Below are 25,705 nucleotides of genomic sequence, written 5' to 3'. Positions count from 1 at the left end.
CCCTGCGGGCTGGCGGGGGCGGCACGGCTGCGCGATATGAACGGCGCATGCCGGCATTCAGGAAAAACGTTTCTACATTCGCCCGGTGCGGCTCGCCGCACCATGAAATAGGGGTCGGTCCGAGTCAGGCCGGCTGCTGGACCATGGGTGTCGTTCAAAGGCACCCATCACCAAAGAAGGAGAGACTCTTCATGATGCAATTTGCCTCCCGCCTGATCGTTACCGCAGTCGCTGCGGCGGTCGTGTCAGCACCCGCACTGGCCGCCGAACTGACCGGCACGCTGAAGAAAGTCAAGGACAAGGGAGAAATCGTCATCGGCTACCGCGAGTCGTCGATTCCGTTTTCCTACCTTGACGGCAACCAGAAGCCGGTCGGTTACATGATGGACCTGTGTAACCGCGTGGTCGCCGACGTGAAGAAAGAACTGAACATGCCGACGCTGGTGACCAGGCTGGTACCGGTCACGTCGCAGACGCGCATTCCGCTGATGACCAACGGCACCGTCGACCTCGAGTGCGGCTCGACCACCAACTCGGTCGAACGCCAGAAGCAGGTCGCCTTCAGCGTGTCGACCTATGTGACCAGCGTGCGCATGCTGGTCAAGTCGCGTTCGGGCATCAAGTCGATCGACGACGTCGACGGCAAGTCGGTGGTGACCACCACCGGCACCACGTCGGACCGCTACATCAAGCAGAACGAGAAGGGCAAGCAGCTGAACATCAAGAACGTCTACGGCAAGGATCACGCCGACTCGTTCCTGATGGTCGAAACCGGCCGTGCCGCCGCCTTCGTGATGGATGACGTGCTGCTGGCCGGCCTGATCGCCAACTCGAAGAGCCCGAAGGATTACGCGATTGTCGGTCCGGCCCTGTCGGTCGAGCCGTACGGCATCATGATCCGCAAGGACGATCCGCAGTTCAAGGCTGCCGTCGACGGTACCCTGACCAAACTGATGAAGTCCGGTGAAATCAACAAGCTGTACAGCAAGTGGTTCACCAGCCCGATTCCGCCGCGCAACATCAACCTGAACCTGCCGATGAGCCCGCAGCTCAAGGAAGCCGTCAAGAACCCGACCGACAAGGGTATCTGATTGCAGTTGGCATGAGCGACAGGAGGCCGCCAGGCCTCCTGTTGTTTCCGGCCTGTGCCCAGGCCGGATCTAGCGTTGGAGTAACAAAGGTATGGGTCAGTATCAATGGAACTGGGGCGTGATTCTCGAACGCGTCCCGGATACCGACGAGTTCTACTATCAGTGGCTGCTGTCCGGCCTGGGCTGGACGGTGGCGACCGCGCTGGCGGCCTGGGTCATCGCGCTGATCGTCGGTTCGATCATCGGTGTCGGTCGCACGGCGCCGAACAAATGGATTTCGGGCATCTGTACCGTGTACGTGGAAATTTTCCGCAACGTGCCGCTGATCGTGCAGATGTTCCTGTGGTTCTTCGTCTTCCCGGAGTTCCTGCCGCAAGCGGCCGGCGACTGGGTCAAGCAGGACATGCCGCTGCCGGAATTCTTCACCGCCGTGTTCTCGCTTGGTGCGTATACCGCCGCCCGGGTGGCCGAGCAGGTGCGGACCGGCATCATGGCGCTGTCGCGCGGACAGAAGAACGCCGGCCTGGCGCTGGGCTTTACGCTGCCGCAGACCTATCGCTACGTACTGCTGCCGATGGCGTACCGGATCATGATTCCGCCGCTGACCAGCGAGTTCATGAACATCTTCAAGAACTCGGCGGTTGCGCTGGTGATCGGGCTGACCGAACTGACGTTCCAGATGCGCCAGATTACCGGTGAATACGCACCGGCCAACCCGATCGAAGTGATGACGATGACCAGTGTGCTGTACCTGATCGTCGCGCTGGCGGTGAACCGCGTCATGGCGTTCATCGAGAAGAAATCCCGCGTGCCGGGCTACGTGGGCGGGGGCAAATGATGAATTTCGATTTCTCCGCTGTCGTCCATGCGCAGGGCTTCCTGTGGCAGGGCCTGAAGTACTCGCTGTCGCTGACGCTGACGTCGACCGTGTTTGGTGTGCTGTTCGGCACCCTGCTGGCCATGGCCCGCCTGTCGTCGATGAAGTGGCTGAACCTGCTCGCGTCCAGCTACGTGAACCTGTTCCGCTCGATTCCGCTGGTGCTGGTGATCTTCTGGATCTACATCCTGGTGCCGCTGATGCTGGGCCTCGATGTCGGCGCCGAGCGCTCGGCCTATGTGACCTTCGCCGTGTTCGAGGCCGCCTATTTCTGCGAGATCATCCGTGCCGGCATCCAGTCGATCTCGACCGGCCAGGTCAGCGCCGGGGCGGCAATGGGCTTCACCTACGGGCAGAACATGCGCTATGTGATCCTGCCGCAGGCGTTCCGCAACGTGGTGCCGCTGCTGCTGATGCAGGTCATCATCCTGTTCCAGGATACCTCGCTGGTCTATGTGGTCGGCGCGACCGACCTGCTGGGGGCGGCCAGCAAGGTGGCAAACCGTGACAACACGCTGGTGGAAATGTACTCCGCCGTTGCGGTGATCTACTTCGTGATCAGCTATGCGCTGTCGCGACTGGTGAAACGGCTGCATGCCAAAATCGCCATCGTGCGTTAAGGAATTCCCCATGATTGAAATCAAGAACATTTCCAAGTGGTACGGCGAGTTTCAGGTGCTGACCGACTGCACGACCGCCGTGCAGACCGGCGAAGTCGTCGTGGTCTGCGGGCCGTCCGGCTCGGGCAAGTCGACGCTGATCAAGTGCGTGAATGCGCTGGAACCGTTCCAGAAGGGCGAGATCATCGTCGACGGCATCTCGGTCGGTGACCCGAAGACCAACCTGCCGAAACTCAGAAGCCGGGTCGGCATGGTGTTCCAGCACTTCGAGCTGTTCCCGCACCTGTCGATCACCGAGAACCTGGCCATCGCCCAGCAGAAAGTGCTCGGCCGCGGCAAGGAAGAAGCGATGAACAAGGGCATGAAGCTGCTGGAGCGTGTCGGCCTGAAGGCACAGGCGAACAAGTTTCCGGGACAGCTGTCCGGTGGCCAGCAGCAGCGCGTCGCCATTGCCCGTGCGCTGGCGATGGACCCGATTGCCATGCTGTTCGACGAACCGACGTCGGCCCTCGACCCGGAAATGATCAATGAAGTGCTGGACGTGATGACCGAGCTGGCGCGCGAAGGGATGACCATGATGTGCGTGACGCACGAAATGGGCTTCGCCAGACGCGTGGCCGACCGGGTGATTTTCATGGACCGCGGTTCGATCGTCGAGGATTGCAGCAAGGACGACTTCTTCGGCGCACCGCGCGGCGAACGCGCGCAGCAGTTCCTGTCGAAGATCCTGAATCACTGATCGCGGGTTTCCGCCCCGGTAATGGACAAACGGTGAGCGCTGGCTCACCGTTTGTCCATCCACCCCGCCCGCGAAGAACGGACGAGCGAAGCGAAGTTTCCCCGCGGCGGCGGGGACGGAAGAGGCCGGATTCAATCAGGCAGACTGCCGTGCTCACGACAGATTCTGTCAGTCGGGCGTGCACCAACGCCACTGCAACCGTCTGTGCCAACCTTTATCAGCAGTCTGACGGTGAGCTGAGGCTCACCGTTCTGCATTTACGGAAGCGGCTGCTGCACCGTTCCGCTTTCACTGTTCTGATCCTGCAGCCGTCCGAACCGGCACATGATCTTGTAGCGCGGGCCGTGCGGCGTCAGGGTCGAGGCGACCAGCGCATAGTGGTCGATGTACCAGTCGAGCGGTTCGGCAAGCGCCTGTGCCGGCAGGGGCTGCTGCAGTGAGCGCAGGACGGTCAGGTGTGCGCGGTACGCGCGTTGTTCCACGTGAAACCCGTTGCCGTTCAGTGTCGAGGTCAGCACCTCGACCAGCTGGCGCAGTTCCGCCGGTGTCTGCGAGGGGGCCAGCCAGCCGGCGCGGGTGGAAAAGCTGCCGGCGCGGCTCAGGGTCAGCGTGAACGGAATGAACGGCAAGGGAGCGGCCAGTGCATTGAGCACCGGCACCCGTGCCGAGGGCATCTCGCCGAGAAAGGCCAGGGTCAGGTGGATCAGCCGGGGCGGGACCTGGCGCCCGCCGCTTTGCGGCAGCAGGGTCTGCGACACGGCGCACAGGGCCGCAGACAGTGGCGGCGGCGGTGTCGCGGCAAAGAACAGGCGCATTTCGGTCTCCCTGGCGGTGGACGCCGTCAACGGTCCGGCTGGCGTGGATTGGACTATCATGGCGATCGGGCATGCTGATGCCTTGGCTTCCCCGCCGACAGTCCGCGACTGTCCGCCGTGGTGGTGCGCGCCGGGGTCTTGCAAGCCGTTGCTGCCCGCCAATCTCCGCAGTCCGGCCGTCAACGCACCGTTTATACTTTCTCCGCGAGTGGCATGACTGCATTCTGAGTTGTAGAAACCGTTTACCCCCACCGCAACGCGAAAACATGACAATGTCCCTTTCTTCCGCGCTGGAGCAGGTGAACCAGCGTATCCGCCTGGCGGAACAAGCCTCGAACCGGCCTGCGGGCAGCGTACGCCTGCTGGCCGTGAGCAAGACCTTTCCCGCCGATGCCATCCGCGACGCCCATGTCGCCGGGCAGCGTGCCTTCGGCGAAAACTATGTGCAGGAGCTGGAAAGCAAGTGCGCCGAACTGGCGTCACTGACCGATATCGAGTGGCATTTCATCGGCCCGCTGCAAAGCAACAAGACGCGCGTCGTGGCCGAGCTGGCACACTGGGTGCATTCGGTCGACCGGCTGAAGATTGCCGAGCGGCTGTCGGCACAACGCCCGGCACAGCTGCCGGCGCTGAACGTCTGTGTGCAGGTCAATGTCTCCGGCGAGCAGAGCAAGAGCGGCTGCGAGCCCGGGCAGGCAATTGCCCTCGCGCAAGCCGTGGCTAAGTTGCCGCGGTTAACGTTGCGCGGGCTGATGTGCATACCGGACCCGCATGCCGACCCGGCCACGCTGGCCGGCCAGTTCTCCCGGCTGGCGGCGCTGCGTGAGCAGCTGCGCGCCGACGGGCTGACACTCGACACGCTGTCGATGGGCATGTCGTCCGATCTGGAAACGGCCATCGGCGCCGGCTCGACACTGGTTCGGGTCGGTACGGCGATTTTCGGTGCGCGCGACTACGGCGTGCGTTAACCCCCCTTTTTCTGGAGCACTCATGAACGTCTTGTTTATTGGCGGCGGCAATATGGCCACCGCCATCATCGGCGGTTTGTACCGCCAGCCCGGAACGACGATCAGCGTGGTCGAACACAGCGAGGAAAAGCGTGATGCCCTGGCGGCGAAGTATGGCGTGACGGCGCTGTCCGCCCTGCCCGCCGCGCTGTCTGCCGACGATGTCATCGTGCTGGCGGTCAAGCCGCAGAACCTGAAGGCGGTCTGCACCGAACTGGCCCCGCGACTGAACGGCGCGCTGCTGGTGTCGATCGCTGCCGGCGTGGATATCGCCACCCTGTCGCGCTGGAGCGGCGGCACGACGCGCATCGTGCGGGTGATGCCCAACACCCCTGCCCTGGTTGGCAAGGGCGTCAGCGGCCTCTACGCGGCGGCAGACGTGGCCGTGGCCGACCGGAACGCTGCCGAAGCGATCATGACGGCGGTAGGTCGCGTGCTGTGGGTCGGGACCGAGAGCGGCATCGACGATGTCATCGCCGTGTCCGGCAGCGGTCCGGCTTATGTGTTCCATTTTGTCGAAGCGCTGGAAGCGGTCGGCCGCGACGTCGGTTTCGATGCCGAGACCGCGCGACAACTGGCGCTGGAAACGTTCGAGGGTGCCATCGCGCTGCTGCGCGACAGCGGCGAGCCGGCTGGCGAACTCAAGCGCAAGGTGATGAGCAAGGGCGGTACCACGGAGCGGGCGATCGCCAGCTTCGAGGATGACCGGGTCAAGGAGGCCATCGTGCGCGGTGCGCTGGCTTGCCGCGCCCGGGCGGTCGAAATGAGCGCCGACTTCTCGCGGAGCTGAGCCGATGCTAGCCGATACCCTGCGTTTCCTGATCCAGACCGCCTCCGACCTGTTCGTGCTGGTCCTGCTGCTGCGCTTCTACCTGCAGCTGGCCAACGCGCCGTTGCGCCATCCGCTGGTCCAGTTCGTCCGTTCGGCCACCGACTTTATCGTACTTCCGCTGCGCAAGCGGATTCCGGCCTGGCGCGGCTACGATACGGCCACGCTGCTGACCGCATGGCTGACCTCGCTGATCGCCATCGTGCTGCTGCTGGTGCTGGCACCGCTGCCGTACAATTTCGCACTGCCATCCAACTGGCTGTCGATGGCGCTGCTGGCGGTACTGTATGTGTTCCGTGCCACGGTCTACCTGCTGATGGGAGCGGTCATCGTCCAGGCGGTACTGTCCTGGGTCAGCCCGTACAATCCGCTGGCACCGTTGCTGGAACTGCTGACGCGACCGTTCCTGCGGCCGTTCCGCCGGCTGATGATCGGCCAGGTGGATCTGTCGCCGCTGGCGCTGCTGATCGTGCTTCAGGTGGTGCTGATGCTGCCGATAGCCTTCCTGGAGCGGATGCTGCTGGCACAATTGCAGTTCGGTGTCTGAGCGGGGCCGACTGACGGCGGTTTATGTCAGTTGCCTAGAGGTTGATCAATATTTTCCAGAAAAATAAAGAGTATGCTGACGCGCACGCGGGGCAGTGTCCCCGCGTGGCCTGATTACCCTGTGGAGAACAATCGATGAAAAAAATACTCGTGGCGTTGACCGTGCTGGGCACGATGACGACCCTGCCGGCGTTTGCCAACCTGCAACTGGCTCAGCAGAAGAACTGCATGTCCTGTCACACCGTCGACAAGAAGCTGGTCGGCCCGGCGTTCAAGGACGTGGCTGCCAAGTACAAGGGTGGCAATGAAGCCGCGCTGGTGCAAAAGGTGATGAAGGGCGGATCGGGTGTCTGGGGTCCGGTCCCGATGCCGGCCAACAACATCAGCGAAGCGGATGCGAAGACGCTGGTCAAGTGGGTGCTGTCGCAGAAGTAATCTGGCGCTCCATGCCGGGCGCGGCGGCATCGTCCCCGCCTTGCGTCCGGCGCATCACCGCACGTGGCCGCTTTTCCGCACCATGCTGCTATAAAAGGTGGGCACCGACGGCCACCACCCTCGCCCGTCGCGGGGGAACCTCGCGGACCGCAGCGTCCTGACCTGGCGGGGTTTGTCGACCGTCCGGAGCGGGGATCGTTTTCCCGCTTCACTTTTATTGAAATACCTTGTAGAACGGCATTCCCCCCTCTATATATGTGCGTTGAAACGGGGGAACGGGGCATGTCCCCGCATTGCGGTGGTTGCTCTCAAGCGCTACCACCGGTAATCTGCCCGCCGTTTTCATCTCGCCGGATAACAAATATGGCCAAGCTGACCGAACAGGACGTCCTCAACTGGAACGGCGACGATAGCGACTACATGAACGCCGATCATCTGGAGTTCTTCCGCGAACGTCTCCTGCAGATGCAGGAAGAGTTGATCAACAACGCCAGTGCCACAACCAACCACCTGCAAGAGCAGGAGGCCACGCCGGACCCGGCGGATCGGGCCACACTGGAAGAAGAATACGCGCTGGAGCTGCGCACCCGCGATCGCGAGCGCAAGCTGCTGCAAAAGATCCAGTCGACGCTGAAGAAGCTCGAAGACGGCTCCTACGGCTTCTGCGAAGACACCGGCGAGCCGATCGGCCTCAAGCGCCTGCTGGCCCGCCCGACCGCGACGCTGTCGGTCGAAGCCCAGGAACGCCGCGAACGGCTGAAGAAGCAGTTCGCCGACTGATCCGGCACCCCGGCAATGTCTGGCGACATTGCCGCCATGAGCCTGCGCCGCCCTCACGGGCGGCGTTTTGCTTGCCGGGAATCCTGTCGCCGGTCCATGACGGCGCGGTATCGCGTTTGCACCTGCCGGCAAAGCGCGATAGATTTGATGCCTCGCAACATTTTCCCTCGCAGCCGAAAGCCTTCATCATGCAACGCCAGACCGACGACGTCCGAATCCGTGAGATCAAGGAACTGCTTCCGCCGATCGCCCATCTGTATGAACTCCCGATCAGCGAGGCGGCGTCGGAACTGATTTTTAATACGCGTCGCGATATTTCCCGCGTGCTGCATGGTGAGGATGACCGTCTGCTGGTCGTGGTCGGCCCGTGTTCGATCCACGATACCGCTGCCGCGCACGAGTACGCGAATCGTCTGCAGGCGCTGCGCCAGCAGCACGAAGACGCGCTGGTGGTGGTGATGCGGGTCTACTTCGAGAAACCGCGCACGACCGTCGGCTGGAAGGGGCTGATCAACGACCCGAACCTGGACGAGTCCTACGATATCAACAAGGGCCTGCGCATTGCGCGCAAGCTGCTGCTGGAACTGAACGACCAGGGCATCCCGGCCGCGACCGAATTCCTCGACATGATCACGCCGCAGTACTTCGCCGACCTGATCAGCTGGGGCGCGATCGGCGCGCGGACCACCGAGTCGCAGGTGCACCGCGAACTGGCGTCCGGTCTGTCCTGTCCGGTTGGCTTCAAGAACGGTACCGACGGCAACCTGAAGATCGCCATCGACGCCATCCGTGCCGCCGGCAATTCCCACCACTTCCTGTCGGTGACCAAGACTGGGCACTCCGCCATCGTCAACACCGGCGGCAACCCGGACTGCCATGCGATCCTGCGGGGCGGCAAGGAACCGAACTACTCGGCTGCGCACGTGCAGGCCGCAGCGGCCGAACTGGCCGCCGTCGGCCTGCCGCAGAAGCTGATGGTCGACTTCAGTCATGCCAACAGCCGCAAGGACTTCCGCCGGCAGATGGAAGTCGGCGATGACATCGCTGCCCAGCTGGCCGGTGGCGACGAACACATTTTCGGCGTGATGATCGAGTCGCACCTGGTCGAAGGCCGCCAGGACCAGAAGCCGAACTGCCCGCTGACCTACGGCCAGAGCATCACCGACGCGTGCATCGGCTGGGACGATACGGTCGACCTGCTGGGCACCCTGGCCGATGCGGTCCGCGCCCGCCGGGCGAAGAACGGCGCACCGTCCGGCAAGTAAGCATCGGCAGTGGAGACAGAAACCGCCCCGTGGCATCGGCCACGGGGCGGTTTCTTTCTGTCTGGCGGCTGTGGACAGCACGGTCGAAAAGCCGGCCTTCAGTCGGGCGCGACACCGCCCTGCCCGGCCGCCAGGCTGGCCACATCGTCCAGCGTATTGAGATTGGGGAACGGCTGCCCGAATGCCACCGTGGCGTGGCGCAGGCCGCCCAGCCAGCCGCGGATGCTGCGCCCGCCGCCAAGCAGGTAATCCGCCAGCGACGCGGCCTGGCCGGTCCTGACCATCATCAGTGTCGGGTGCCAGCGCTCACTGTCGCTGGCGGATACGGCGTCGTGGCCGGCTGCCAGGGCATCCAGTAATCGCGAAGCGAAATTGTCCGGCAGTCTGACCGTGTCCACGCTGATGACCAGCAGCGGTTCGCCTGTGGATAACAATGGGGACAATTGTGCCGCGTGCAGGCCGGCCAGCGGTCCGAGCGAGCCGGGAAGCACGTCCGGCAGCACCGGTACGCCCAGTGCCGCATAGTCGTCGAGGTGGCGGTTGGCGCTGATCAGAACCTGCCGCGGCGGCTCTGCCTGGCGTGACAGCGCCACGAGCGAGCAGCGGATCAGCGGCGTCTGGCCGAGGCGGACCCAGCCCTTGTCGACGCCGCCCATCCGCGATGCCTGGCCGCCTGCCAGGATCAGTGCCGAGTAGGCGCGGACATTTCCGGTCTTATTTTCCATGCAGGAAAATCCGGTCTGAGTTGTGGATAACTTTGTGCATGGAAATTGTCAATACTCTTGTCTTATGGCGGGCTTATTCCGGTTTCACGCAGAACATGCTGTTATTGCAGGATTTTCTGCTGCCATTGCTGAAATGTTTCACGGGAAACATTGCCGTGCAGCCTGTGCATAAAACGGTGGATGAAAATCGCGGTGGCACGGTCTGGGCGGAAGCGGGACAACGCCGCGCTGTGGACAAGTCTATGGATAAAGTGTGGGCAGGGTGTGACTTATTTGGGGGTATCTTCCCAGCGCGCGGTGGCGCTGTCGTCGCTGTCCTTGGCGTCCACCCAGCGCGACTGACCATCCGCTCCCCATTCGCGCTTCCAGAACGGCGCCCGGGTCTTCAGCCAGTCCATGACGAACTCGCAGCCCTCGAAGGCCGCGCGGCGGTGGGCCGAGGCGGTGACGACCAGCACGATGCGTTCGGACAGTTCCAGCCGGCCTACCCTGTGGATAACCGTGACGCCATCCAGTGGCCAGCGGCGGCCGGCGTCATCGATGATGGCCGCCAGTTCGCTTTCGGTCATGCCCGGATAGTGCTCGAGTTCCAGGGCGACCACGTTGTCACCATCACCGAAATCGCGGACCAGGCCGACAAAGGCGGTCACGGCGCCGATACCGGGGCGCTGGTAACGCGCGATCTCGGCGGCAGTATCGAAGTCGTCGTGGCTGACACGGATATGGACGTCCATTTCAGCCTCCGGTGACCGGCGGGAAGATCGCGATTTCGTCGCCCTCGCTGAGCACGGTGTCCACGGTGGCGATCGCCTGGTTGCGGGCGACGCGGAACGGGCGCCCGCCTCCCAGCGCTTCGCGCCAGTCGTCGCCCCGGGCGACCAGCAGGTCGATCAGGGCGCCGATGGTGGTGCCGGAGAATTCCAGGTGTTCTTCCGCGCGGCCGAAGGTGTCGCGCAGGCGGGCGAAGTACAGGATGTGTAGCTGCATGGCGTTTTCAGATGGGTGACAGACGGGGCAACGGAACTATATGCGTTCGACGGCCGGGCTGCCATCGTCCGGACGGCATAGACGACAGAGGCCGTTCGCGGACGAACGGCCTCTGATGCCTGCCCGGGCCATGTCATGCCCACGGCCGGGCGGTCCCCGTTAGCGGGGACGAAAGGTGCGGGATTTAGCGCACGACCTGGGCCAGCGCGCCGCTGGCGTAGCGATTGGCCATGGTGTCGAGGTTGACCGGCTTGATCTTGCTGGCCTGACCGGCCGAGCCGAAGGCTTCGTAGCGGGCGATGCACAGGTCGCGCATCGCGTCGGTGGAGACCTTCAGGAATTTGCGCGGGTCGAATTCGGCCGGATGCTGGGCCAGGAAGCGACGCACGGCGCCGGTGCTGGCCAGACGCAGGTCGGTGTCGATATTGACCTTGCGCACGCCGTGCTTGATGCCTTCGACGATTTCCTCGACCGGCACGCCATAGGTTTCACCGAGATCGCCGCCGAACTCGTTGATGATCTTCAGCCATTCCTGCGGCACGCTGGACGAGCCGTGCATCACCAGATGGGTGTTCGGGATGCGGGCGTGGATTTCCTTGATGCGGTCGATGCGCAGCACGTCGCCGGTGGGCTTCTTGGAGAACTTGTACGCGCCGTGGCTGGTGCCGATGGCGATGGCCAGCGCGTCGACGCCGGTATCCTTGACGAATTGCGCGGCTTCTTCCGGGTCGGTCAGCAACTGGCTGTGATCGAGCACGCCTTCGGCGCCGACGCCGTCTTCCTCGCCGGCCATGCCGGTTTCCAGACTGCCGAGGCAGCCGATCTCGCCTTCGACCGACACGCCGCAGGCATGGGCGAAGTTGACCACGGTGCGGGTCACGTCGACGTTGTAGTCGTAGTCGGCCGGGGACTTGCCGTCACTCTTCAGGCTGCCGTCCATCATCACCGAGCTGAAGCCGAGCTGGATCGAGCGCTGGCACACATCCGGGCTGGTGCCGTGGTCCTGGTGCATGACCACCGGGATATGCGGAAACTCTTCGATCGCGGCCAGGATCAGGTGGCGCAGGAACGGTGCGCCGGCGTATTTGCGCGCACCGGCCGAGGCCTGGACGATCACCGGCGCGTCGACCTTGTCGGCGGCTTCCATGATGGCGCGCATCTGTTCGAGGTTGTTGACGTTGAAGGCCGGCAGGCCATAGCTGTATTCGGCTGCATGATCGAGCAGCTGGCGCAGGGAAACGAGAGCCATGTTTGGATTCTCCAGAAAACGGCGCGCACGGCAGGGGCCGCGCGCGAACGGGTAATGATCAGGCCTTGCTCACGCTGCTCAGCGCAACGCCGGCCACCATGAAGGAACTGCCGGCAAAGCGGTTCACCCAGCGCATCCGCAACGGGCTGGTCAGCCAGTGCTTGAGCCGGGCGCCGCCGGTGGCGTAGACGAACTGCCAGCTGGTCTCGATCACGTAGAACGTGATGGCCAGCACCAGCAACTGCGGGCCTTGCGGCGCATCGGCATGCATGAACTGCGGGAACAGGGCGGTAAAGAAAATGAAAGCCTTCGGGTTGCTCATCGACACCAGAAAACCGGTGCGAAAGCGCTGCTGCCAGCTGGCATCGCGCAGCTGCGGATCGGTCTCGGCGACGGCGGGCGCTTCGACCCGGGCAAACCAGGTGCGCAGCCCGAGCCAGATCAGATAGGCGGCGCCGGCGTACTTGATGACGGCGAACAGCAGCTCGGACGTGGCCAGTACCGCCCCCAGTCCGGCGGCGGAACCGGCCATGATCAGACCGAGCCCGACCAGCAGGCCGGACATGGTCGGCAGCGTATGGCGCACGCCATAACGAATGCCGTGGGTCATCGCCAGCAGCATGTTCGGGCCGGGAGTGGCCGAGACGAAGAACACGGTCACGACGAACAGGAGCCAGGTATTGAACGACATGGGCCACTCCAGGAGTTGCCGGGCCGGCATCTGCCGGGACCGGGATCAGTGCGAGGCGCGTTCGGCCAGGATGGCGACGGCCGGCAATTCCTTGCCTTCCAGGAATTCGAGGAAGGCGCCGCCGCCAGTGGAAATGTAGCCGATGCGGTCGGTCACGCCGAACTTGGCGATGGCGGCCAGGGTATCGCCGCCGCCGGCGATCGAGAACGCGTCGCTGTCGGCGATGGCGCGCGCCAGGGTCTGGGTGCCACCGGAGAACTGGTCGAACTCGAACACGCCGACCGGGCCGTTCCAGACCACGGTGCCGGCATGGGCGACGATTTCGGCCAGGCGGCATGCGGACTGCGGGCCGATGTCGAGGATCATGTCGTCCTTGGTGACGTCATCGACCAGCTTCAGCGTGTCGTCGGCGTTTTCCGAGAATTCCGGCGCGACGACCACATCGGTCGGCAGCGGCACATCGCCGCCATTGGCGCGGATCTTGGCAATGACCTTCTTCGCTTCGCCGACCAGTTCGGATTCGGCGAGCGACTTGCCGATGCCATGGCCTTCGGCCAGCAGGAAGGTGTTGGCGATGCCGCCGCCGACGATCAGCTGGTCGACCTTGTCGGCCAGCGATTCGAGGATGGTCAGCTTGGTCGACACCTTGGAGCCGGCGACGATGGCGACCAGCGGGCGGGCCGGGGCCTCCAGGGCGCGGCCGAGGGCTTCCAGTTCGGCGGTCAGCAGGATGCCGGCACAGGCCAGGGGCGCAAAGCGGGCAACGGCATGGGTCGAGGCCTCGGCACGGTGGGCGGTGCCGAACGCGTCGTTGATGAAGACATCGCACAGGCTGGCATACGCCTGGCCCAGCTCGGGCAGGTTCTTTTTCTCGCCGCGGTTCAGGCGGACGTTTTCCAGCATCACCACCTGGCCCGGCTTGATGTCGATGCCGTCCTGCCATGCGGTAATGACCGGTACCGGCTGGCCCAGCAGCTCGGACAGACGCTGCGCGACCGGCGCGAGGCTGTCCTCGGGCCGCGGTTCCCCTTCGGTCGGGCGACCGAGGTGGGACATCAGGATGACGGCGGCGCCGTGCTTCAGGCAGTGTTCGATCGATGGCATCGACGCGCGGATGCGGGTGTCGTCGCCGAGTTTGCCGTGTTTCACCGGCACGTTCATGTCCACGCGGATCAGCGCGCGCTTGCCGTCGAGATTGATGTCGGTCAGTTTGTTGAAATGCATGGCCTTGGAGCCCGTTAATAAATTGAGTGGAGGGCCGTAGCGGCCCTCCGGGGGATTACTGACGCGCGGCGAACATCGCGCGGGCAGTATTCAGCATCTGGCAGCTGAAGCCCCACTCGTTGTCGTACCAGGCCAGAACCTTGACCAGGTTGCCGTTGGACACCTTGGTCAGCGTGGCGTCGAAGTGCGAAGCCTCACGGGTGTGGTTGAAGTCCATCGACACCAGCGGCAGCGTGTTGTAGCCGAGCACGCCCTTCATCGGGCCGTCGGCCGCCGCCTTCATCAGTTCGTTGACTTCGGCCACCGTGGTGTCACGGGCCGCTTCGAAGGTCAGGTCGACCAGCGACACATTGATGGTCGGCACCCGCACCGAGAAGCCGTCGAGCTTGCCGGCCATGTCCGGCAGCACCAGGCCGACGGCCTTGGCCGCGCCGGTCTTGGTCGGGATCATGTTCTGGGTGGCGGAACGGGCGCGACGCAGGTCCTTGTGGCGGACGTCGGTCAGCACCTGGTCGTTGGTGTAGGCGTGGATGGTGGTCATCAGGCCCTTGACGATGCCGAGGCTGTCGTTCAGCGCCTTGGCGACCGGTGCCAGGCAGTTGGTGGTGCAGCTGGCGTTGCTGACCACGGTCATGCCGGCGCGCAGCACGTCATCGTTGACGCCGTAGACCACGGTGGCATCGACGTCATCGCCGCCCGGCGCCGAGATCAGCACCTTCTTCGCGCCGGCCTCGAGGTGGACGCGGGCCTTTTCCTTCGAGGTGAAGGCGCCGGTGCATTCGAGCACCAGGTCGACATTCAGCGCCTTCCACGGCAGTTCGGCCGGGTTGCGGGTGGCGAAGAACGGAATGGCGTCGCCGTTGATGATCAGGTGGCTGTCGTCATGGCTGACTTCGCCGGCGAAACGGCCGTGGACGGTGTCGAAGGCGGTCAGGTGCGCATTGGTAGCCAGGTCGCCGGAGGCGTTGACCGCCACGACTTCAAATTCGTTGCGCAGATTGTATTCGTAGATGGCGCGCAGGACCTGGCGGCCGATGCGGCCGTATCCGTTGATGGCAAGGCGAAGAGCCATGGCGTAGATCTCCAGTCATTCGTAAAGGGTGCGGCGGCGCCCGCAGGCGCCGCCGGTCAGGCTTACAGTACCGATTTCACCGTGGCGACGACGTTGTCGACGGTAAAGCCGAAGGTTTCGAACAGCACCTTGGCCGGCGCGGATTCGCCAAAGTGGTCGAGGCCGACCACGGCGCCGTCCAGGCCGACGTATTTGCGCCAGCCGTCCGGGTGGCCGGCTTCGATGGCGACGCGCGGCAGCGCCTTCGGCAGCACCGAGGCGATCCAGTCCTTGCCCTGGCGGTCGAACACACTGGTCGACGGCATCGACACCACGCGAACCGGAATGCCCTGCCCGGCCAGCGCGGTCTGCGCCTTCAGTGCCAGCTCGATTTCCGAGCCGGTGGCGATCAGCACGGCACGGGCATTGTCGGCATCGCGCAGCACGTAGCCGCCGCGGCGGATTGCGGCCACCTGACCGGCATCACGCGGGATGAACGGCAGGTTCTGGCGACTGAAGATCAGCGTGCTCGGGCCGTCGTTGCGCTCGATGGCAGCCTGCCAGGACACGGCGGATTCCACCGTGTCGCACGGGCGCCAGGTGTCCATGTTCGGGATCAGACGCAGGGTGGCGACCTGTTCGACCGGCTGGTGGGTCGGGCCGTCCTCGCCCAGACCGATCGAGTCGTGGGTGAACACGAAGATCGGGCTGATCTTCATCAGCGCCGCCATGCGCAGTGCATTGCGTGCGTATTCGCTGAACATCAGGAAGGTGGCGCCGTACGGCTTGAAGCCGCCGTGCAGGTACAGGCCGTTCATGATTGCGGCCATGCCGAACTCGCGCACACCGTAGTACACGTAGTTGCCGCCTTCGGCGCTGTTGGCGTCCTTCGAGCCGGACCACAGCGTCAGGTTCGAGCTGGCCAGGTCGGCCGAGCCACCGAGCAGCTCCGGCAGCTTCGGCGCGAAGGCTTCAATGGCGTTCTGCGATGCCTTGCGGGTGGCCAGCGTCTCGCCCTTGGCGGCGATCTGCGCGACCACGTCGGCGGCGAAGGCGGCCCAGTCGGCCGGCAGCTTGCCACCGATGCGGCGTTCGAATTCGTCGGCGAGGGCCGGGAAAGCGGCACGGTAGGCATTGAAGCGCGCGGTCCAGTCGGCTTCGGCGGCATTGCCGCTGTCGCGGGCGCTCCAGCCGGCATAGATGTCGGCCGGGATCTCGAACGGCGCATGCGGCCAGCCGAGGAATTCGCGGGCGGCGGCGATTTCGGTCGCGCCCAGCGGGGCGCCGTGCACGTTGTGGCCGCCCTGCTTGTTCGGCGCGCCCATGCCGATCACGGTCTTGCAGCAGATCAGCGTCGGCTTGCCGGTTTCGGCGCGGGCGGCGTCGATGGCCTTCAGCACGGCGTCGACATCATGGCCGTCGACGTTGCGGATCACGTGCCAGCCGTAGGCTTCGAAACGCTTCGGCGTGTCGTCGGTGAACCAGCCTTCGACGTCGCCGTCGATGGAGATGCCGTTGTCGTCCCAGAACGCGGTCAGCTTGGACAGGCCCCAGGTGCCGGCCAGCGAGCAGGCCTCATGGCTGATGCCTTCCATCAGACAGCCGTCACCGAGGAAGACCCAGGTGCGGTGGTCGACGATGTCGTGGCCCGGCCGGTTGAAGCTCTTGCCGAGCACCTTCTCCGCCAGCGCCATGCCGACCGCGTTGGTGATACCCTGCCCCAGCGGCCCGGTCGTGGTCTCGATGCCCGGCGCATAGCCGTATTCGGGATGGCCCGGCGTCTTCGAATGCAACTGGCGGAACTGCTTCAGGTCGTCGATGGACAGATCGTAGCCGGTCAGGTGCAGCAGGCTGTACAGCAGCATGGAGCCGTGCCCGTTCGACAGCACGAAGCGATCGCGGTCGGCCCACTTCGGGTTGGCAGGGTTATGCTTAAGGTGATGCTTCCACAATGCGACGGCAATGTCCGCCATCCCCATCGGCATGCCGGGGTGGCCGGAATTGGCTTGTTGCACTGCATCCATGCTGAGAACGCGAACGGCGTCAGCGAGCTCTTTGCGCGTGACCATCAAAAAAACCTCGGAAGAGTGGCTGTGTAGGCGGGCCTGCCGCGCGGCACGGCGTCCGGGTCGGAGGGTCACCGGAGGCGCAGGACGCGAAAGCCTGCAAAAAAATCATGCGATTATCGCCGAATGACGACGTGGGCGGCAACCTTCCGCCTGCATCGAAGCTGTAATAAGCCCTGAGGGAGTTTTCATGCAGTCCACCCCGTTGCCGGAAGTCCGGCGCGTTCCTGCCAGTGCCGGTCGGCGCTGGATCGTCGCCGCATGGCGTCTGTTCCGTGACTATCCGCTGCCATGGATCGGCATCGGTGTTGTCTTCATGCTGATTCAGCTGGTGCTGAGCATGGTGCCGGTGCTCGGCCAGTTGCTGGCCGCGATCCTGACCCCGGCACTGATGGCCGGCGGCGCCGTGGCTGCGGCCCGCGCTGCGCGCGACGAACGCCCGCGCGTGCTCGACCTGTTCGGCTGTTTCGAGTCGCAGCGGGCGCTGCCGTTCTTCGTGCTCGGCGCGATGTACCTGGCCGCATCGGTACTGATGTACCTGGTGTTTTTCTCGCTGGCGGCCATGCTGGGCTTCAGCATGCCGACCGGCACGCTGGCGCCCGAGGACCCGGCGCTGCTGGGCGAGGTGGTGTCGGCCCTGCTGGTGGCGGCACTGCCGGCGACCTTCCTGCTGACGATGGCCTTCTGGCTGGCACCGATCCTGGTGCTGTGGCACGGACTGGCGCCGCTGGCTGCGCTGCGCGAATCGTTCACTGCCAGCGTGCGCAACTTCGGCGCGTTCTTCGTCATGTTCCTGTGGATGATGGCGCTGATGATGCTGGCGGCCATGCTGCTCGGCCTCGGCATGCTGGTGTTCACGCCGCTGGCGCTGCTGGTGCCGGTCGTCGGCTACCACGACCTGTTCGGCAGCGGGCGCGAGACCGGCCAGAATGTGGATGTCATCGGCTGATTGACCTGCACCAGAACGACAATGGCGGCCTGATGGCCGCCATTGCTTTTGCTTCGTTTGCTGCCCCCGGGGGCGATCAGATCGACAGTGCCAGTTGCGTGCCCTGCAGGATGGCGCGCTTGGCGTCGAGTTCGGCCGCCACGTCGGCGCCGCCGATCAGGTGCACGGTCTGTCCGCGCGCCTGCAGCGGCTCGACCAGCTCGCGCAGCGGGTCCTGACCGGCACAGATCACCACATTGTCGACCGGCAGCACCTGGGTCTCGCCCTTGACGGTGATGTGCAGGCCGGCGTCGTCGATCAGGTCGTAGCTGACGCCGTTGACCATCTTCACGCCGCGCATCTGCAGGCTGGCACGGTGGATCCAGCCGGTGGTCTTGCCGAGGCCGTCGCCGACCTTGCTTGCCTTGCGCTGCAGCAGGTACACCTTGCGCGGACTGGCATGCGGCGCGACCCCGGCGGGAGCCAGGCCGCCGCGATGGGCCAGCGCCATGTCGATGCCCCACTCGCGGGCGAAGGCAGCCGGGTCGAGGCTGGTCGATTCGCCGCCCTGGGTCAGGTATTCGGCGGTGTCGAAGCCGATGCCGCCGGCGCCGATGATGGCGACGGTCTTGCCGACCGGTTTCTTGTGCTTCAGCACGTCGACGTAGCTGAGCACCTTCGGGTGTTCGATGCCGGGAATGGCCGGCAGGCGTGGCGCAATGCCGGTGGCCAGGATCACCTCGTCGAAGCCGGCCAGGTCGTCGGCGCCGACGCGGTGGCCGAGGCGCAGCTCGACGCCGGTCAGCTCGATCTGGCGACGGAAATAGCGCAGCGTTTCGTTGAATTCTTCCTTGCCCGGAATCTGGCGGGCGATATTGAACTGGCCGCCGATCGCGTCGGCCGCGTCGAACAGCGTCACCGCGTGGCCGCGACGGGCGGCTTCGGTGGAAAAGGCCAGGCCGGCCGGGCCGGCGCCGACCACGGCCAGGCGCTTGCTGCGGGCCGGGGCCGGCGGCGTGACCAGCACGGTTTCGTGGCAGGCGCGCGGGTTGACCAGACAGGAGGTCAGCTTGCCGGCGAAGATGTGGTCCAGACAGGCCTGGTTGCAGCCGATGCAGGTGTTGATCTCGTCGGCGCGGTTTTCCGCGCTTTTCTGCACGAAAGCCGGGTCGGCGAGGAACGGGCGCGCCATCGACACCATGTCGGCGCAGCCGTCGGCGATCACGCGTTCGGCCACAGCCGGGTCGTTGATGCGGTTGGTGGTCACCAGCGGGATGCCGACCGAGCCCATCAGCTTGCGGGTTACCCAGGCGAAGCCGGCACGCGGCACCATGGTGGCGATGGTCGGGATACGGGCCTCGTGCCAGCCAATGCCGGTATTGATGATCGTGGCGCCAGCCGCTTCGACCTGCCGGGCCAGGGCGACGATTTCGTCCCAGCTCGAACCGTCGTCGACCAGATCCAGCATCGACAGGCGGTAGATGATGATGAAGTCGGGGCCGGTCGCGGCGCGCACGGCACGAACCGCCTCGAGCGCAAAGCGGCAGCGGTTCTCGAACGAGCCGCCCCACTCGTCGTCACGGTGGTTGGTGCGCGTGGTGAGGAACTGGTTGATCAGATAGCCTTCCGACCCCATCACCTCGACCCCGTCATAGCCGGCATCGCGCGCCAGCACGGCGCAGCGGGCGAAATCGGCCAGGGTCTGGCGGATGTCGTCCCCGGTCATGGCCAGCGGCGCGAACGGGTTGATCGGCGCCTGCAGCGCGGATGGCGCATGCGGTTCGGGCTGGTAGCTGTAGCGACCGGTATGCAGGATCTGCAGCGCGATCTTGCCGCCGGCTTCGTGCACGGCGTCGGTCACGACACGGTGGCGGGCGCCTTCGGCGGCGCTGGTCAGTTCCGACCCGCCGGCATACACCCGCCCCTTTTCGTTCGGCGCGACGCCGCCGGTCACGATCAGACCGACGCCGCCGCGTGCGCGTTCGGCATAGAACGCCGCCAGCCGCTCCGGGCCGTCGGGCAGCTCTTCCAGTCCGGTGTGCATGGACCCCATCAGGACGCGGTTTTTCAGGGTGGTGAAGCCGAGGTCCAGCGGGGCAAGCAGGTGCGGATAGGCGGTCATGTTTTTCTCCACGGAGGGGGCGTGCGGGTCACGGGAAGGCGGATGGCCGACGGCTTGGCCATGGTCCCGAACATACCGGCGGCCGTCGATGCTGTCAAACGACCGTTTGATTATTTGGGCTTGTCATGGCCCGGGTGCCAATGGAATAGTAGGCCCGAATGCCGACAAACCCCGCCATGCAGTCAGAACGAGCGGCGGTCGCGGTGGAGAAATGGGGAAAAACGTCATGCCATTGACGCGCGTATTGTGGTTCGCCGGGGTCATCATCACCCTGGCCATGGGCATCCGTCACAGCTTCGGCCTGTTCCTGGAGCCGCTGTCGGCCGGCGGCGGACGGGAGACGATCGCCTTTGCCTTTGCGATCCTGAACCTGCTGTGGGGCGCGGCGCAGCCGTTCGCCGGCGCCTGGGCCGACCGTGCCGGCGCGCGCCGGGTGCTGGTGGCCGGCGCCCTCGCCTACGCCGCCGGTCTGTGGACGCTGGCGGTGCCCGGCATGCCGCTGCTCGGCAGCGTGATGATCGGCATCGGTCTGGCCGGCACGACCTATGGCGTCGTGTTCGGCGTGGTTGGCAAGCTGGCGCCGCCGCATCGCCGCAGCCAGGCGATGGGGCTGACGGCGGCAGCCGGCTCGCTGGGCCAGTTCCTGCTGCTGCCGGCCGGCCAGTGGGGCATCGATCATCTCGGTGCCAGCCCCACCCTGCTGGTGTTCGCCGCGCTGACGCTGCTGATCGTGCCGCTGGCATGGCCGTTGCGGGTCGAGGGGATCGAGCGACCATCGCAGCCGGTCGGCGACGCCTTCCGCGAAGCGATGCGTCATCCCGGTTTCCTGCTGCTGTCGGCGAGTTATTTCGTCTGCGGTTTCCAGGTGTCCTTCGTCGGCGTCCACCTGCCGGCCTTCCTGGCTGATCGCGGGCTGTCGTCCTCGGTCGGTGCGCTGAGTCTGGCACTGATCGGGCTGGCCAATATCGTCGGCACCTGGCTGTTCGGCCATATGGGCGCGCGGCACGACAAGTCGCGGCTGCTGTCGGGCATTTATGCCTGTCGTGCACTGGCCATCGTGCTGTTCGTGCTGCTGCCGGTGACGCCGGCCAGTGCCATTGCCTTCTCGGCCGCCATCGGTTTCCTGTGGCTCGGCACCGTGCCGCTGACCAACGGCATCATCGCCGGCATCTTTGGTGTCCATTACCTGTCGATGCTGGGCGGGCTGGTGTTTTTCGCTCACCAGCTCGGCAGTTTCTTCGGCATCTGGCTTGGCGGGCGGGTGTACGACAGCACCGGCAGCTATGACCCGGTGTGGTGGGCCAGCGTGGTGCTGGGGGTGATGGCGGCGCTGCTGTGCCTGCCGATTCGCGAGCGACCGCTGCAGCGCGCGGAGGCCGGCGCATGAAGTGGCTTGGCGGTGCGCTGATCCTGGCCGCAGTGCTGCTGGCGCTGTATGGCTATACGCGGCCGGAGGCGGCGCTGGTCTACGGCAATCTGGTCGGGATGTGCCGTTAGCGCGCCGCGCTGCGCCCGTTCGCGCTTTTTTGTGGCCTGCCCCGGGGCCGGCCGTCTGGTATTCTTTTGCGCTTCTGCCTGCATCCGGGCCGGCAACGTGCCAAAATGGCGCCGTCGTCCCATTTTTGCCGTCATGTACCGCTTCCCTTCCGCCTCTCTCCTTCGTCAGACCCGCAGACATCTCAAGCGCGGCGGCGTGATCGCCTACGCGACCGAGTCATGTTTCGGACTGGGTTGTGATCCGCGCAATGCGCGCGGGCTCAAGGCCATTCTGCGCATCAAGGGGCGGCCGAATCACAAGGGAATGATCGTGGTCGGCGCCGGGGTGGAGGCGTTTCGCGGCCTGATCCGCATGCCGGACACGGCCGGGCGCGCGCGTCTGGCCACGCGCTGGCCGGGTCCGACCACGTTTCTGCTGCCGGCCGGTCGTCAGGCGCTGCCGTGGCTGCGGGGCCGGCATACTACGCTGGCCGTTCGCGTCTCGGCCCATGCCGGCGTGGCCGCGCTGACCCGCCGGCTGGGGCCGCTGGTGTCGACGTCGGCCAATGTGGCCGGCAAGCGTTCACTGCGCAGTGCCGCTGCGTGCCGGCATGCATTCGGCGACCGCCTGCTGACGCTGCCGGGCCTGGTCGGCCGTCGTCGTCGCCCATCCACCATTATCGATTTTGCCAGTGGGCGTGTATTGCGATAGCTTTCGCACGCCAGTTAAAGTCCTAACTCGTCTAAGACAAAGGTTCTCTCAGTCGTGGAAACCACCCAATCCCTGTCGGTCGTCAAGCTGTTGCTGGATGCGAGTCTGCCGGTTCAGTTCATCATGGCCCTGCTGATGGTCATGTCGGTCCTGTCGTGGACCCGCATCATCATGAAATGGATCGACGTGCGCCATGCCCGTCTGCATACCGAGGATTTCGAGCGCGCGTTCTGGAGCGGTGCCGACCTCAACCACATGTACCAGCAAGTGTCGGGCAAGAAGGACGGCATCGGCATGGAAAAGATCTTCCAGGCCGGCTTTGCCGAATTCGTCAAACTGCGCCGCCAGCCGGGCGGTGAGCTGTCCGACACCATGGACGGCACCCGCCGCGCGATGAAGGCCGCCGCCCAGCGCGAGCTGGACGAGCTGGACCGCCATACCGCCTTCCTGGCCACGGTCGGCTCGGTCAGCCCGTATATCGGCCTGTTCGGTACGGTCTGGGGCATCATGCATGCGTTCATCGGGCTCGGGAACGCCGGCAATGCGACGCTAGCCACGGTCGCTCCGGGTATCGCCGAGGCGCTGATCGCCACCGCCATCGGCCTGTTCGCCGCCATCCCGGCCGTTGTCGCCTACAACCGCTTCGCCTACGACATCGACCGCTTCGCCAACCGCTTCGACACCTTCATGGAGGAGTTCTCGAACATCCTCCAGCGTCAGGCGACCAAGGCCCCGAACTGAGGCTGACCCGACAAGAAAACCGCCCGGACATCACTGTCCGGGCGGTTTTTTTTGCGGGGTGTCCTGCCCGGCCGGGCGGGTCGAGGCGATGCCGGCGCTGCGCGGCGTCGGCCGCTGATCGTCGAGGGCGGCACGGCGGCCGATGGCGAGCGGGCTGGTCGAGACCGGCACCGCGGCGCGAATGGCGTCGTACGGCGTTGCCGTGGCGCGCGGACGGTCCGTGGTGTCCCCGGACCCGGCCGCCAGTGCCGGCAGGCCGGTGAAGGCGCCGGCCATGGCAGCAAGGACGATCAGGCGCTTCGGCATCATTCTTCCGCCGTCTTCGCTTCCGGCGGGGCAATGACCTCGCTGTAGCCGCATTCCTTCTGCGGGCACACCTTCTCGGTACCGCGACGCTTGGTGGTCTTGATGGTCAGGATCGGCCAGCCGCATTTCGGGCAGGTCTCCGCCACCGGCGGGTTCCAGGTCGCGTACTTGCACTTCGGGTAGGTGTTGCAGCTGTAGAACAGCTTGCCGTAGCGGCTCTTGCGTTCGATCAGGTGACCGGTCTTGCATTCCGGGCACTCGACACCGGTGTCGCGCGGCTTTTCCAGCGGCTCGATGTGCTTGCACTTCGGGTAGTTGGCGCAGCCGATGAACTTGCCGTAGCGGCCCTTCTTGACCACCAGCTGACCCCCGTCCTCCGGGCAGACCCGGTCTTCGATGATGACCGGTGCTTCTTCTTCGGCGGCGGCCTGCTCGGCGGTTTCGTTCAGGTTGCGGGTGTAGTCGCAGTCCGGGTAGCCGGTGCAGCCGATAAAGCGACCGCGCTTGCCGAAGCGGATGTTCAGCGGCTTGCCGCACTTCGGGCAGGCTTCGTCGAGGCTTTCGGTGGTGACCTCGGCGCGGCTGATGCTTTCCTTCTCGGTGATCTGCTTGTGGAATCCCTTCCAGAAGCCGTCGAGCACCGGGATCCACTGGCGCTTGCCGGTGGAGATATCGTCAAGCTGGTCTTCGAGCCGGGCGGTGAAGTGATAGTCGACGTACTGGGCGAAGTGCTCGGTCAGGAACTTGTTGACGATCTCGCCGGTATCGGTCGGCTGGAAGCGCTTCTTGTCGAGGATCACGTACTCGCGATCCTTCAGCGTCGAGATGATCGACGCATAGGTCGACGGACGGCCGATGCCATATTCTTCCAGCGTCTTCACCAGCGACGCTTCCGAGTAGCGCGGCGGCGGCTGGGTGAAATGCTGCTCGCCGGACAGTTTGTCCACCGGCAGCACGTCGCCGACTTCCAGCAGCGGCAGCTTGGCGCTGTCCTCGTCGTCGTCGGCGGTATCGTCGACGTCTTCCTGGTACACGGCGATAAAGCCGGCGAAGGTCTGCACCTGACCGGTGGCGCGGAACACGCCGTCACCGACCGCGATGTCGACCGCGGTGGTGTCGAACTTTGCGGCGGTCATCTGGCAGGCCAGCGTCCGCTTCCAGACCATGTCGTACAGTTTGAACTGGTCGGCGGTCAGGAACGGCTTGACCGATTCCGGCGTGCGGAAGATCGATGTCGGGCGCACGGCTTCGTGCGCTTCCTGGGCGTTCTTGGCCTTGTTCTTGAACACCGACGGCGTTTTCGGCAGGTAGTCGGCGTCGAAGTGCTGGCCGATGTAGAAGCGGATCTCCTCGACCGCGTCGTTGGCGAGCGCCACCGAGTCGGTACGCATGTAGGTGATCAGACCGATCTGGCCCTGGCCGACGTCGATGCCCTCGTACAGCTGCTGTGCGGTGCGCATGGTGCGGTCGGTGGTCATGCCGAGCTTGCGCACCCCCTCCTGCTGCAGCGTCGAGGTCGTGAACGGTGCGGCCGGGTTGCGCGATTTTTTCTTCTTTTCCACCGCCGTGACCGCAGCGTCGTGGCCGGACAGCGCGGCCAGCACCGAGGCCTGGGTGGCTTCGTCGGGAATGTCGAACTGCTCGAGCTTCTTGCCCTGCCACTCGTTCAGCTTGGCGCCGAATTTCTGCCGGCCCTTGTGGCTGTCCAGATGCACGGACCAGTATTCCTGGGCGGTAAACGCACGGATTTCGATCTCGCGCTCGCAGATCAGGCGCAGGGCCGGGCTCTGCACGCGGCCGGCGGACAGGCCGCGACGGATCTTCTTCCACAGCAGCGGCGACAGGTTGAAGCCGACCAGATAGTCGAGCGCACGGCGCGCCTGCTGGGCATCAACCATGTCCTGCGAAATTTCCCGCGGGTTGGCGACGGCTTCCAGCACCGCGTTGCGGGTGATCTCGTGGAACACCACGCGCATCACCTTCTTGTCCTTCAAGAGCTTCTTGTTCTTGAGGATTTCCATCAGGTGCCACGAAATGGCTTCACCCTCGCGGTCCGGGTCGGTCGCGAGATAGATGGTGTCGGCTTCGCGCACCGCGGCGGCGATGGCGTCAACGTGTTTCGAGTTCCGCGCGATGATCTGGTACTTCATCGCGAAGTCGTGTTCGGGGTCGACCGCGCCGTTCTTGGGCACCAGATCGCGAACGTGACCATAGGAGGCGAGTACCTCGAAATCGGACCCGAGATATTTTTTCAGTGGCTTCGCCTTGGACGGCGATTCGACGATCAGCAGATTGGCGGACATGGAGTTCGAGACGTCAATAGTCCCTAAATGTATTCGGGAAAGCGGCGCCAAATGCAAGCGCCGGCCGGGTGAAGGGCGCGATGGTAGAGCCTAAAGCCGTTCGCTCACAAGCGTTCGGCG

The 25,705-nt window shown here is 64.9% G+C and carries 26 protein-coding genes; 14 read left to right on the top strand and 12 right to left on the bottom strand.

The window, feature by feature from the left end; translation table 11 throughout:
* The first annotated feature begins 194 nt into the window (after positions 1-194).
* The 4 genes from Q352_RS0106775 (at position 195) to Q352_RS0106760 (ending at position 3,327) form a co-directional block, all read left to right on the top strand.
* A complete protein-coding gene (locus Q352_RS0106775; RefSeq protein WP_028498693.1) occupies positions 195-1,091 on the top strand; it encodes a transporter substrate-binding domain-containing protein in 897 nt (298 codons plus the stop codon).
* 91 nt (positions 1,092-1,182) lie between these two features.
* The gene (locus Q352_RS0106770) at positions 1,183-1,929 is read left to right on the top strand and encodes an amino acid ABC transporter permease (protein WP_028498692.1); all 747 of its coding nucleotides are present in this window, start codon (positions 1,183-1,185) and stop codon (positions 1,927-1,929) included.
* On the top strand, positions 1,926-2,588 hold the full coding sequence (locus tag Q352_RS0106765) for an amino acid ABC transporter permease (RefSeq protein WP_028498691.1): 663 nt from the start codon (positions 1,926-1,928) through the stop codon (positions 2,586-2,588). The genes Q352_RS0106770 and Q352_RS0106765 overlap by 4 nt, the downstream gene beginning before the upstream one ends.
* Before the next feature lie 10 nt (positions 2,589-2,598).
* On the top strand, positions 2,599-3,327 hold the full coding sequence (locus Q352_RS0106760; protein WP_028498690.1) for an amino acid ABC transporter ATP-binding protein: 729 nt from the start codon (positions 2,599-2,601) through the stop codon (positions 3,325-3,327).
* Between the two features lie 257 nt (positions 3,328-3,584).
* Here the strand turns inward: Q352_RS0106760 and thpR are convergent, their stop codons facing one another.
* Positions 3,585-4,142 (bottom strand): RNA 2',3'-cyclic phosphodiesterase, encoded by a 558-nt coding sequence (gene thpR / locus Q352_RS20105; RefSeq protein WP_051528735.1) that lies wholly within the window; start codon positions 4,140-4,142, stop codon positions 3,585-3,587.
* A 266-nt stretch (positions 4,143-4,408) separates the two neighbouring features.
* On the opposite strand from thpR, the gene Q352_RS0106750 reads away from it, so the two are divergent.
* The 6 genes from Q352_RS0106750 to aroG all read left to right on the top strand — a co-directional run bounded on the left by Q352_RS0106750 (position 4,409) and on the right by aroG (position 9,004).
* Entirely contained in the window at positions 4,409-5,110 is a 702-nt protein-coding gene (locus Q352_RS0106750) for a YggS family pyridoxal phosphate-dependent enzyme (RefSeq protein WP_028498689.1), read from the top strand.
* Between the two features lie 22 nt (positions 5,111-5,132).
* Positions 5,133-5,939 carry a pyrroline-5-carboxylate reductase gene (gene proC / locus Q352_RS0106745; RefSeq protein ID WP_028498688.1) on the top strand — a complete coding sequence of 269 codons (807 nt, stop codon included), beginning with the start codon at positions 5,133-5,135 and terminating at the stop codon, positions 5,937-5,939.
* A 4-nt stretch (positions 5,940-5,943) separates the two neighbouring features.
* Complete coding sequence (locus Q352_RS0106740) at positions 5,944-6,525, top strand: YggT family protein (RefSeq protein ID WP_028498687.1); 582 nt, start codon at positions 5,944-5,946, stop codon at positions 6,523-6,525.
* Positions 6,526-6,659: 134 nt separating this feature from the next.
* Positions 6,660-6,959: a c-type cytochrome gene (locus tag Q352_RS0106735; protein WP_028498686.1), complete on the top strand. Its 300-nt coding sequence runs from the start codon at positions 6,660-6,662 to the stop codon at positions 6,957-6,959.
* Positions 6,960-7,322: 363 nt separating this feature from the next.
* Positions 7,323-7,739 (top strand): RNA polymerase-binding protein DksA, encoded by a 417-nt coding sequence (gene dksA / locus Q352_RS0106730; protein ID WP_028498685.1) that lies wholly within the window; start codon positions 7,323-7,325, stop codon positions 7,737-7,739.
* Positions 7,740-7,927: 188 nt separating this feature from the next.
* Positions 7,928-9,004, top strand: coding sequence for a 3-deoxy-7-phosphoheptulonate synthase AroG (gene aroG, locus Q352_RS0106725; protein WP_028498684.1), 1,077 nt, complete (start codon positions 7,928-7,930; stop codon positions 9,002-9,004).
* 98 nt (positions 9,005-9,102) lie between these two features.
* On the opposite strand, the gene mobA is transcribed toward aroG, so the two are convergent.
* The 8 genes from mobA to tkt form a co-directional block, all read right to left on the bottom strand.
* A complete protein-coding gene (gene mobA / locus Q352_RS0106720) occupies positions 9,103-9,729 on the bottom strand; it encodes a molybdenum cofactor guanylyltransferase (protein ID WP_028498683.1) in 627 nt (208 codons plus the stop codon).
* Between the two features lie 269 nt (positions 9,730-9,998).
* The gene (locus Q352_RS0106715) at positions 9,999-10,463 is read right to left on the bottom strand and encodes a molybdenum cofactor biosynthesis protein MoaE (RefSeq protein ID WP_028498682.1); all 465 of its coding nucleotides are present in this window, start codon (positions 10,461-10,463) and stop codon (positions 9,999-10,001) included.
* 1 nt (position 10,464) lies between these two features.
* Entirely contained in the window at positions 10,465-10,716 is a 252-nt protein-coding gene (gene moaD / locus Q352_RS0106710; protein ID WP_028498681.1) for a molybdopterin converting factor subunit 1, read from the bottom strand.
* A gap of 184 nt (positions 10,717-10,900) precedes the next feature.
* Positions 10,901-11,965 carry a class II fructose-bisphosphate aldolase gene (gene fba, locus Q352_RS0106705; protein WP_028498680.1) on the bottom strand — a complete coding sequence of 355 codons (1,065 nt, stop codon included), beginning with the start codon at positions 11,963-11,965 and terminating at the stop codon, positions 10,901-10,903.
* 58 nt (positions 11,966-12,023) lie between these two features.
* A complete protein-coding gene (locus Q352_RS0106700) occupies positions 12,024-12,656 on the bottom strand; it encodes a LysE family translocator (RefSeq protein ID WP_028498679.1) in 633 nt (210 codons plus the stop codon).
* 45 nt (positions 12,657-12,701) lie between these two features.
* Positions 12,702-13,880 (bottom strand): phosphoglycerate kinase, encoded by a 1,179-nt coding sequence (locus Q352_RS0106695; RefSeq protein WP_028498678.1) that lies wholly within the window; start codon positions 13,878-13,880, stop codon positions 12,702-12,704.
* Positions 13,881-13,935: 55 nt separating this feature from the next.
* On the bottom strand, positions 13,936-14,952 hold the full coding sequence (gap, locus tag Q352_RS0106690) for a type I glyceraldehyde-3-phosphate dehydrogenase (protein WP_028498677.1): 1,017 nt from the start codon (positions 14,950-14,952) through the stop codon (positions 13,936-13,938).
* A 62-nt stretch (positions 14,953-15,014) separates the two neighbouring features.
* A complete protein-coding gene (tkt, locus tag Q352_RS0106685; RefSeq protein ID WP_028498676.1) occupies positions 15,015-17,000 on the bottom strand; it encodes a transketolase in 1,986 nt (661 codons plus the stop codon).
* 187 nt (positions 17,001-17,187) lie between these two features.
* On the opposite strand from tkt, the gene Q352_RS0106680 reads away from it, so the two are divergent.
* Entirely contained in the window at positions 17,188-17,946 is a 759-nt protein-coding gene (locus Q352_RS0106680; protein ID WP_028498675.1) for a BPSS1780 family membrane protein, read from the top strand.
* A gap of 76 nt (positions 17,947-18,022) precedes the next feature.
* Here Q352_RS0106680 and Q352_RS0106675 read toward each other — a convergent pair whose 3' ends face one another.
* Entirely contained in the window at positions 18,023-20,047 is a 2,025-nt protein-coding gene (locus tag Q352_RS0106675; RefSeq protein ID WP_028498674.1) for an NADPH-dependent 2,4-dienoyl-CoA reductase, read from the bottom strand.
* A 226-nt stretch (positions 20,048-20,273) separates the two neighbouring features.
* Here Q352_RS0106675 and Q352_RS0106670 point away from each other — a divergent pair, with 226 nt between their 5' ends.
* From Q352_RS0106670 to tolQ, 3 genes are all read left to right on the top strand, one after another.
* Positions 20,274-21,434 carry an MFS transporter gene (locus Q352_RS0106670; RefSeq protein ID WP_028498673.1) on the top strand — a complete coding sequence of 387 codons (1,161 nt, stop codon included), beginning with the start codon at positions 20,274-20,276 and terminating at the stop codon, positions 21,432-21,434.
* A gap of 243 nt (positions 21,435-21,677) precedes the next feature.
* Complete coding sequence (locus Q352_RS0106660; RefSeq protein ID WP_028498672.1) at positions 21,678-22,235, top strand: L-threonylcarbamoyladenylate synthase; 558 nt, start codon at positions 21,678-21,680, stop codon at positions 22,233-22,235.
* Positions 22,236-22,289: 54 nt separating this feature from the next.
* Positions 22,290-22,976 carry a protein TolQ gene (gene tolQ / locus Q352_RS0106655; protein WP_028498671.1) on the top strand — a complete coding sequence of 229 codons (687 nt, stop codon included), beginning with the start codon at positions 22,290-22,292 and terminating at the stop codon, positions 22,974-22,976.
* Positions 22,977-23,006: 30 nt separating this feature from the next.
* Here the strand turns inward: tolQ and Q352_RS0106650 are convergent, their stop codons facing one another.
* Entirely contained in the window at positions 23,007-23,285 is a 279-nt protein-coding gene (locus Q352_RS0106650; RefSeq protein WP_028498670.1) for a hypothetical protein, read from the bottom strand.
* The gene (topA, locus tag Q352_RS0106645) at positions 23,282-25,585 is read right to left on the bottom strand and encodes a type I DNA topoisomerase (protein WP_028498669.1); all 2,304 of its coding nucleotides are present in this window, start codon (positions 25,583-25,585) and stop codon (positions 23,282-23,284) included. The genes Q352_RS0106650 and topA overlap by 4 nt, the downstream gene beginning before the upstream one ends.
* Positions 25,586-25,705: the final 120 nt, after the last annotated feature.

The organism is Microvirgula aerodenitrificans DSM 15089, assembly GCF_000620105.1.
GTDB classification, from domain to species: domain Bacteria; phylum Pseudomonadota; class Gammaproteobacteria; order Burkholderiales; family Aquaspirillaceae; genus Microvirgula; species Microvirgula aerodenitrificans.
Note: the sequence above shows the minus strand (reverse complement) of the source record. Positions and strands in the feature narration are given on the sequence as shown.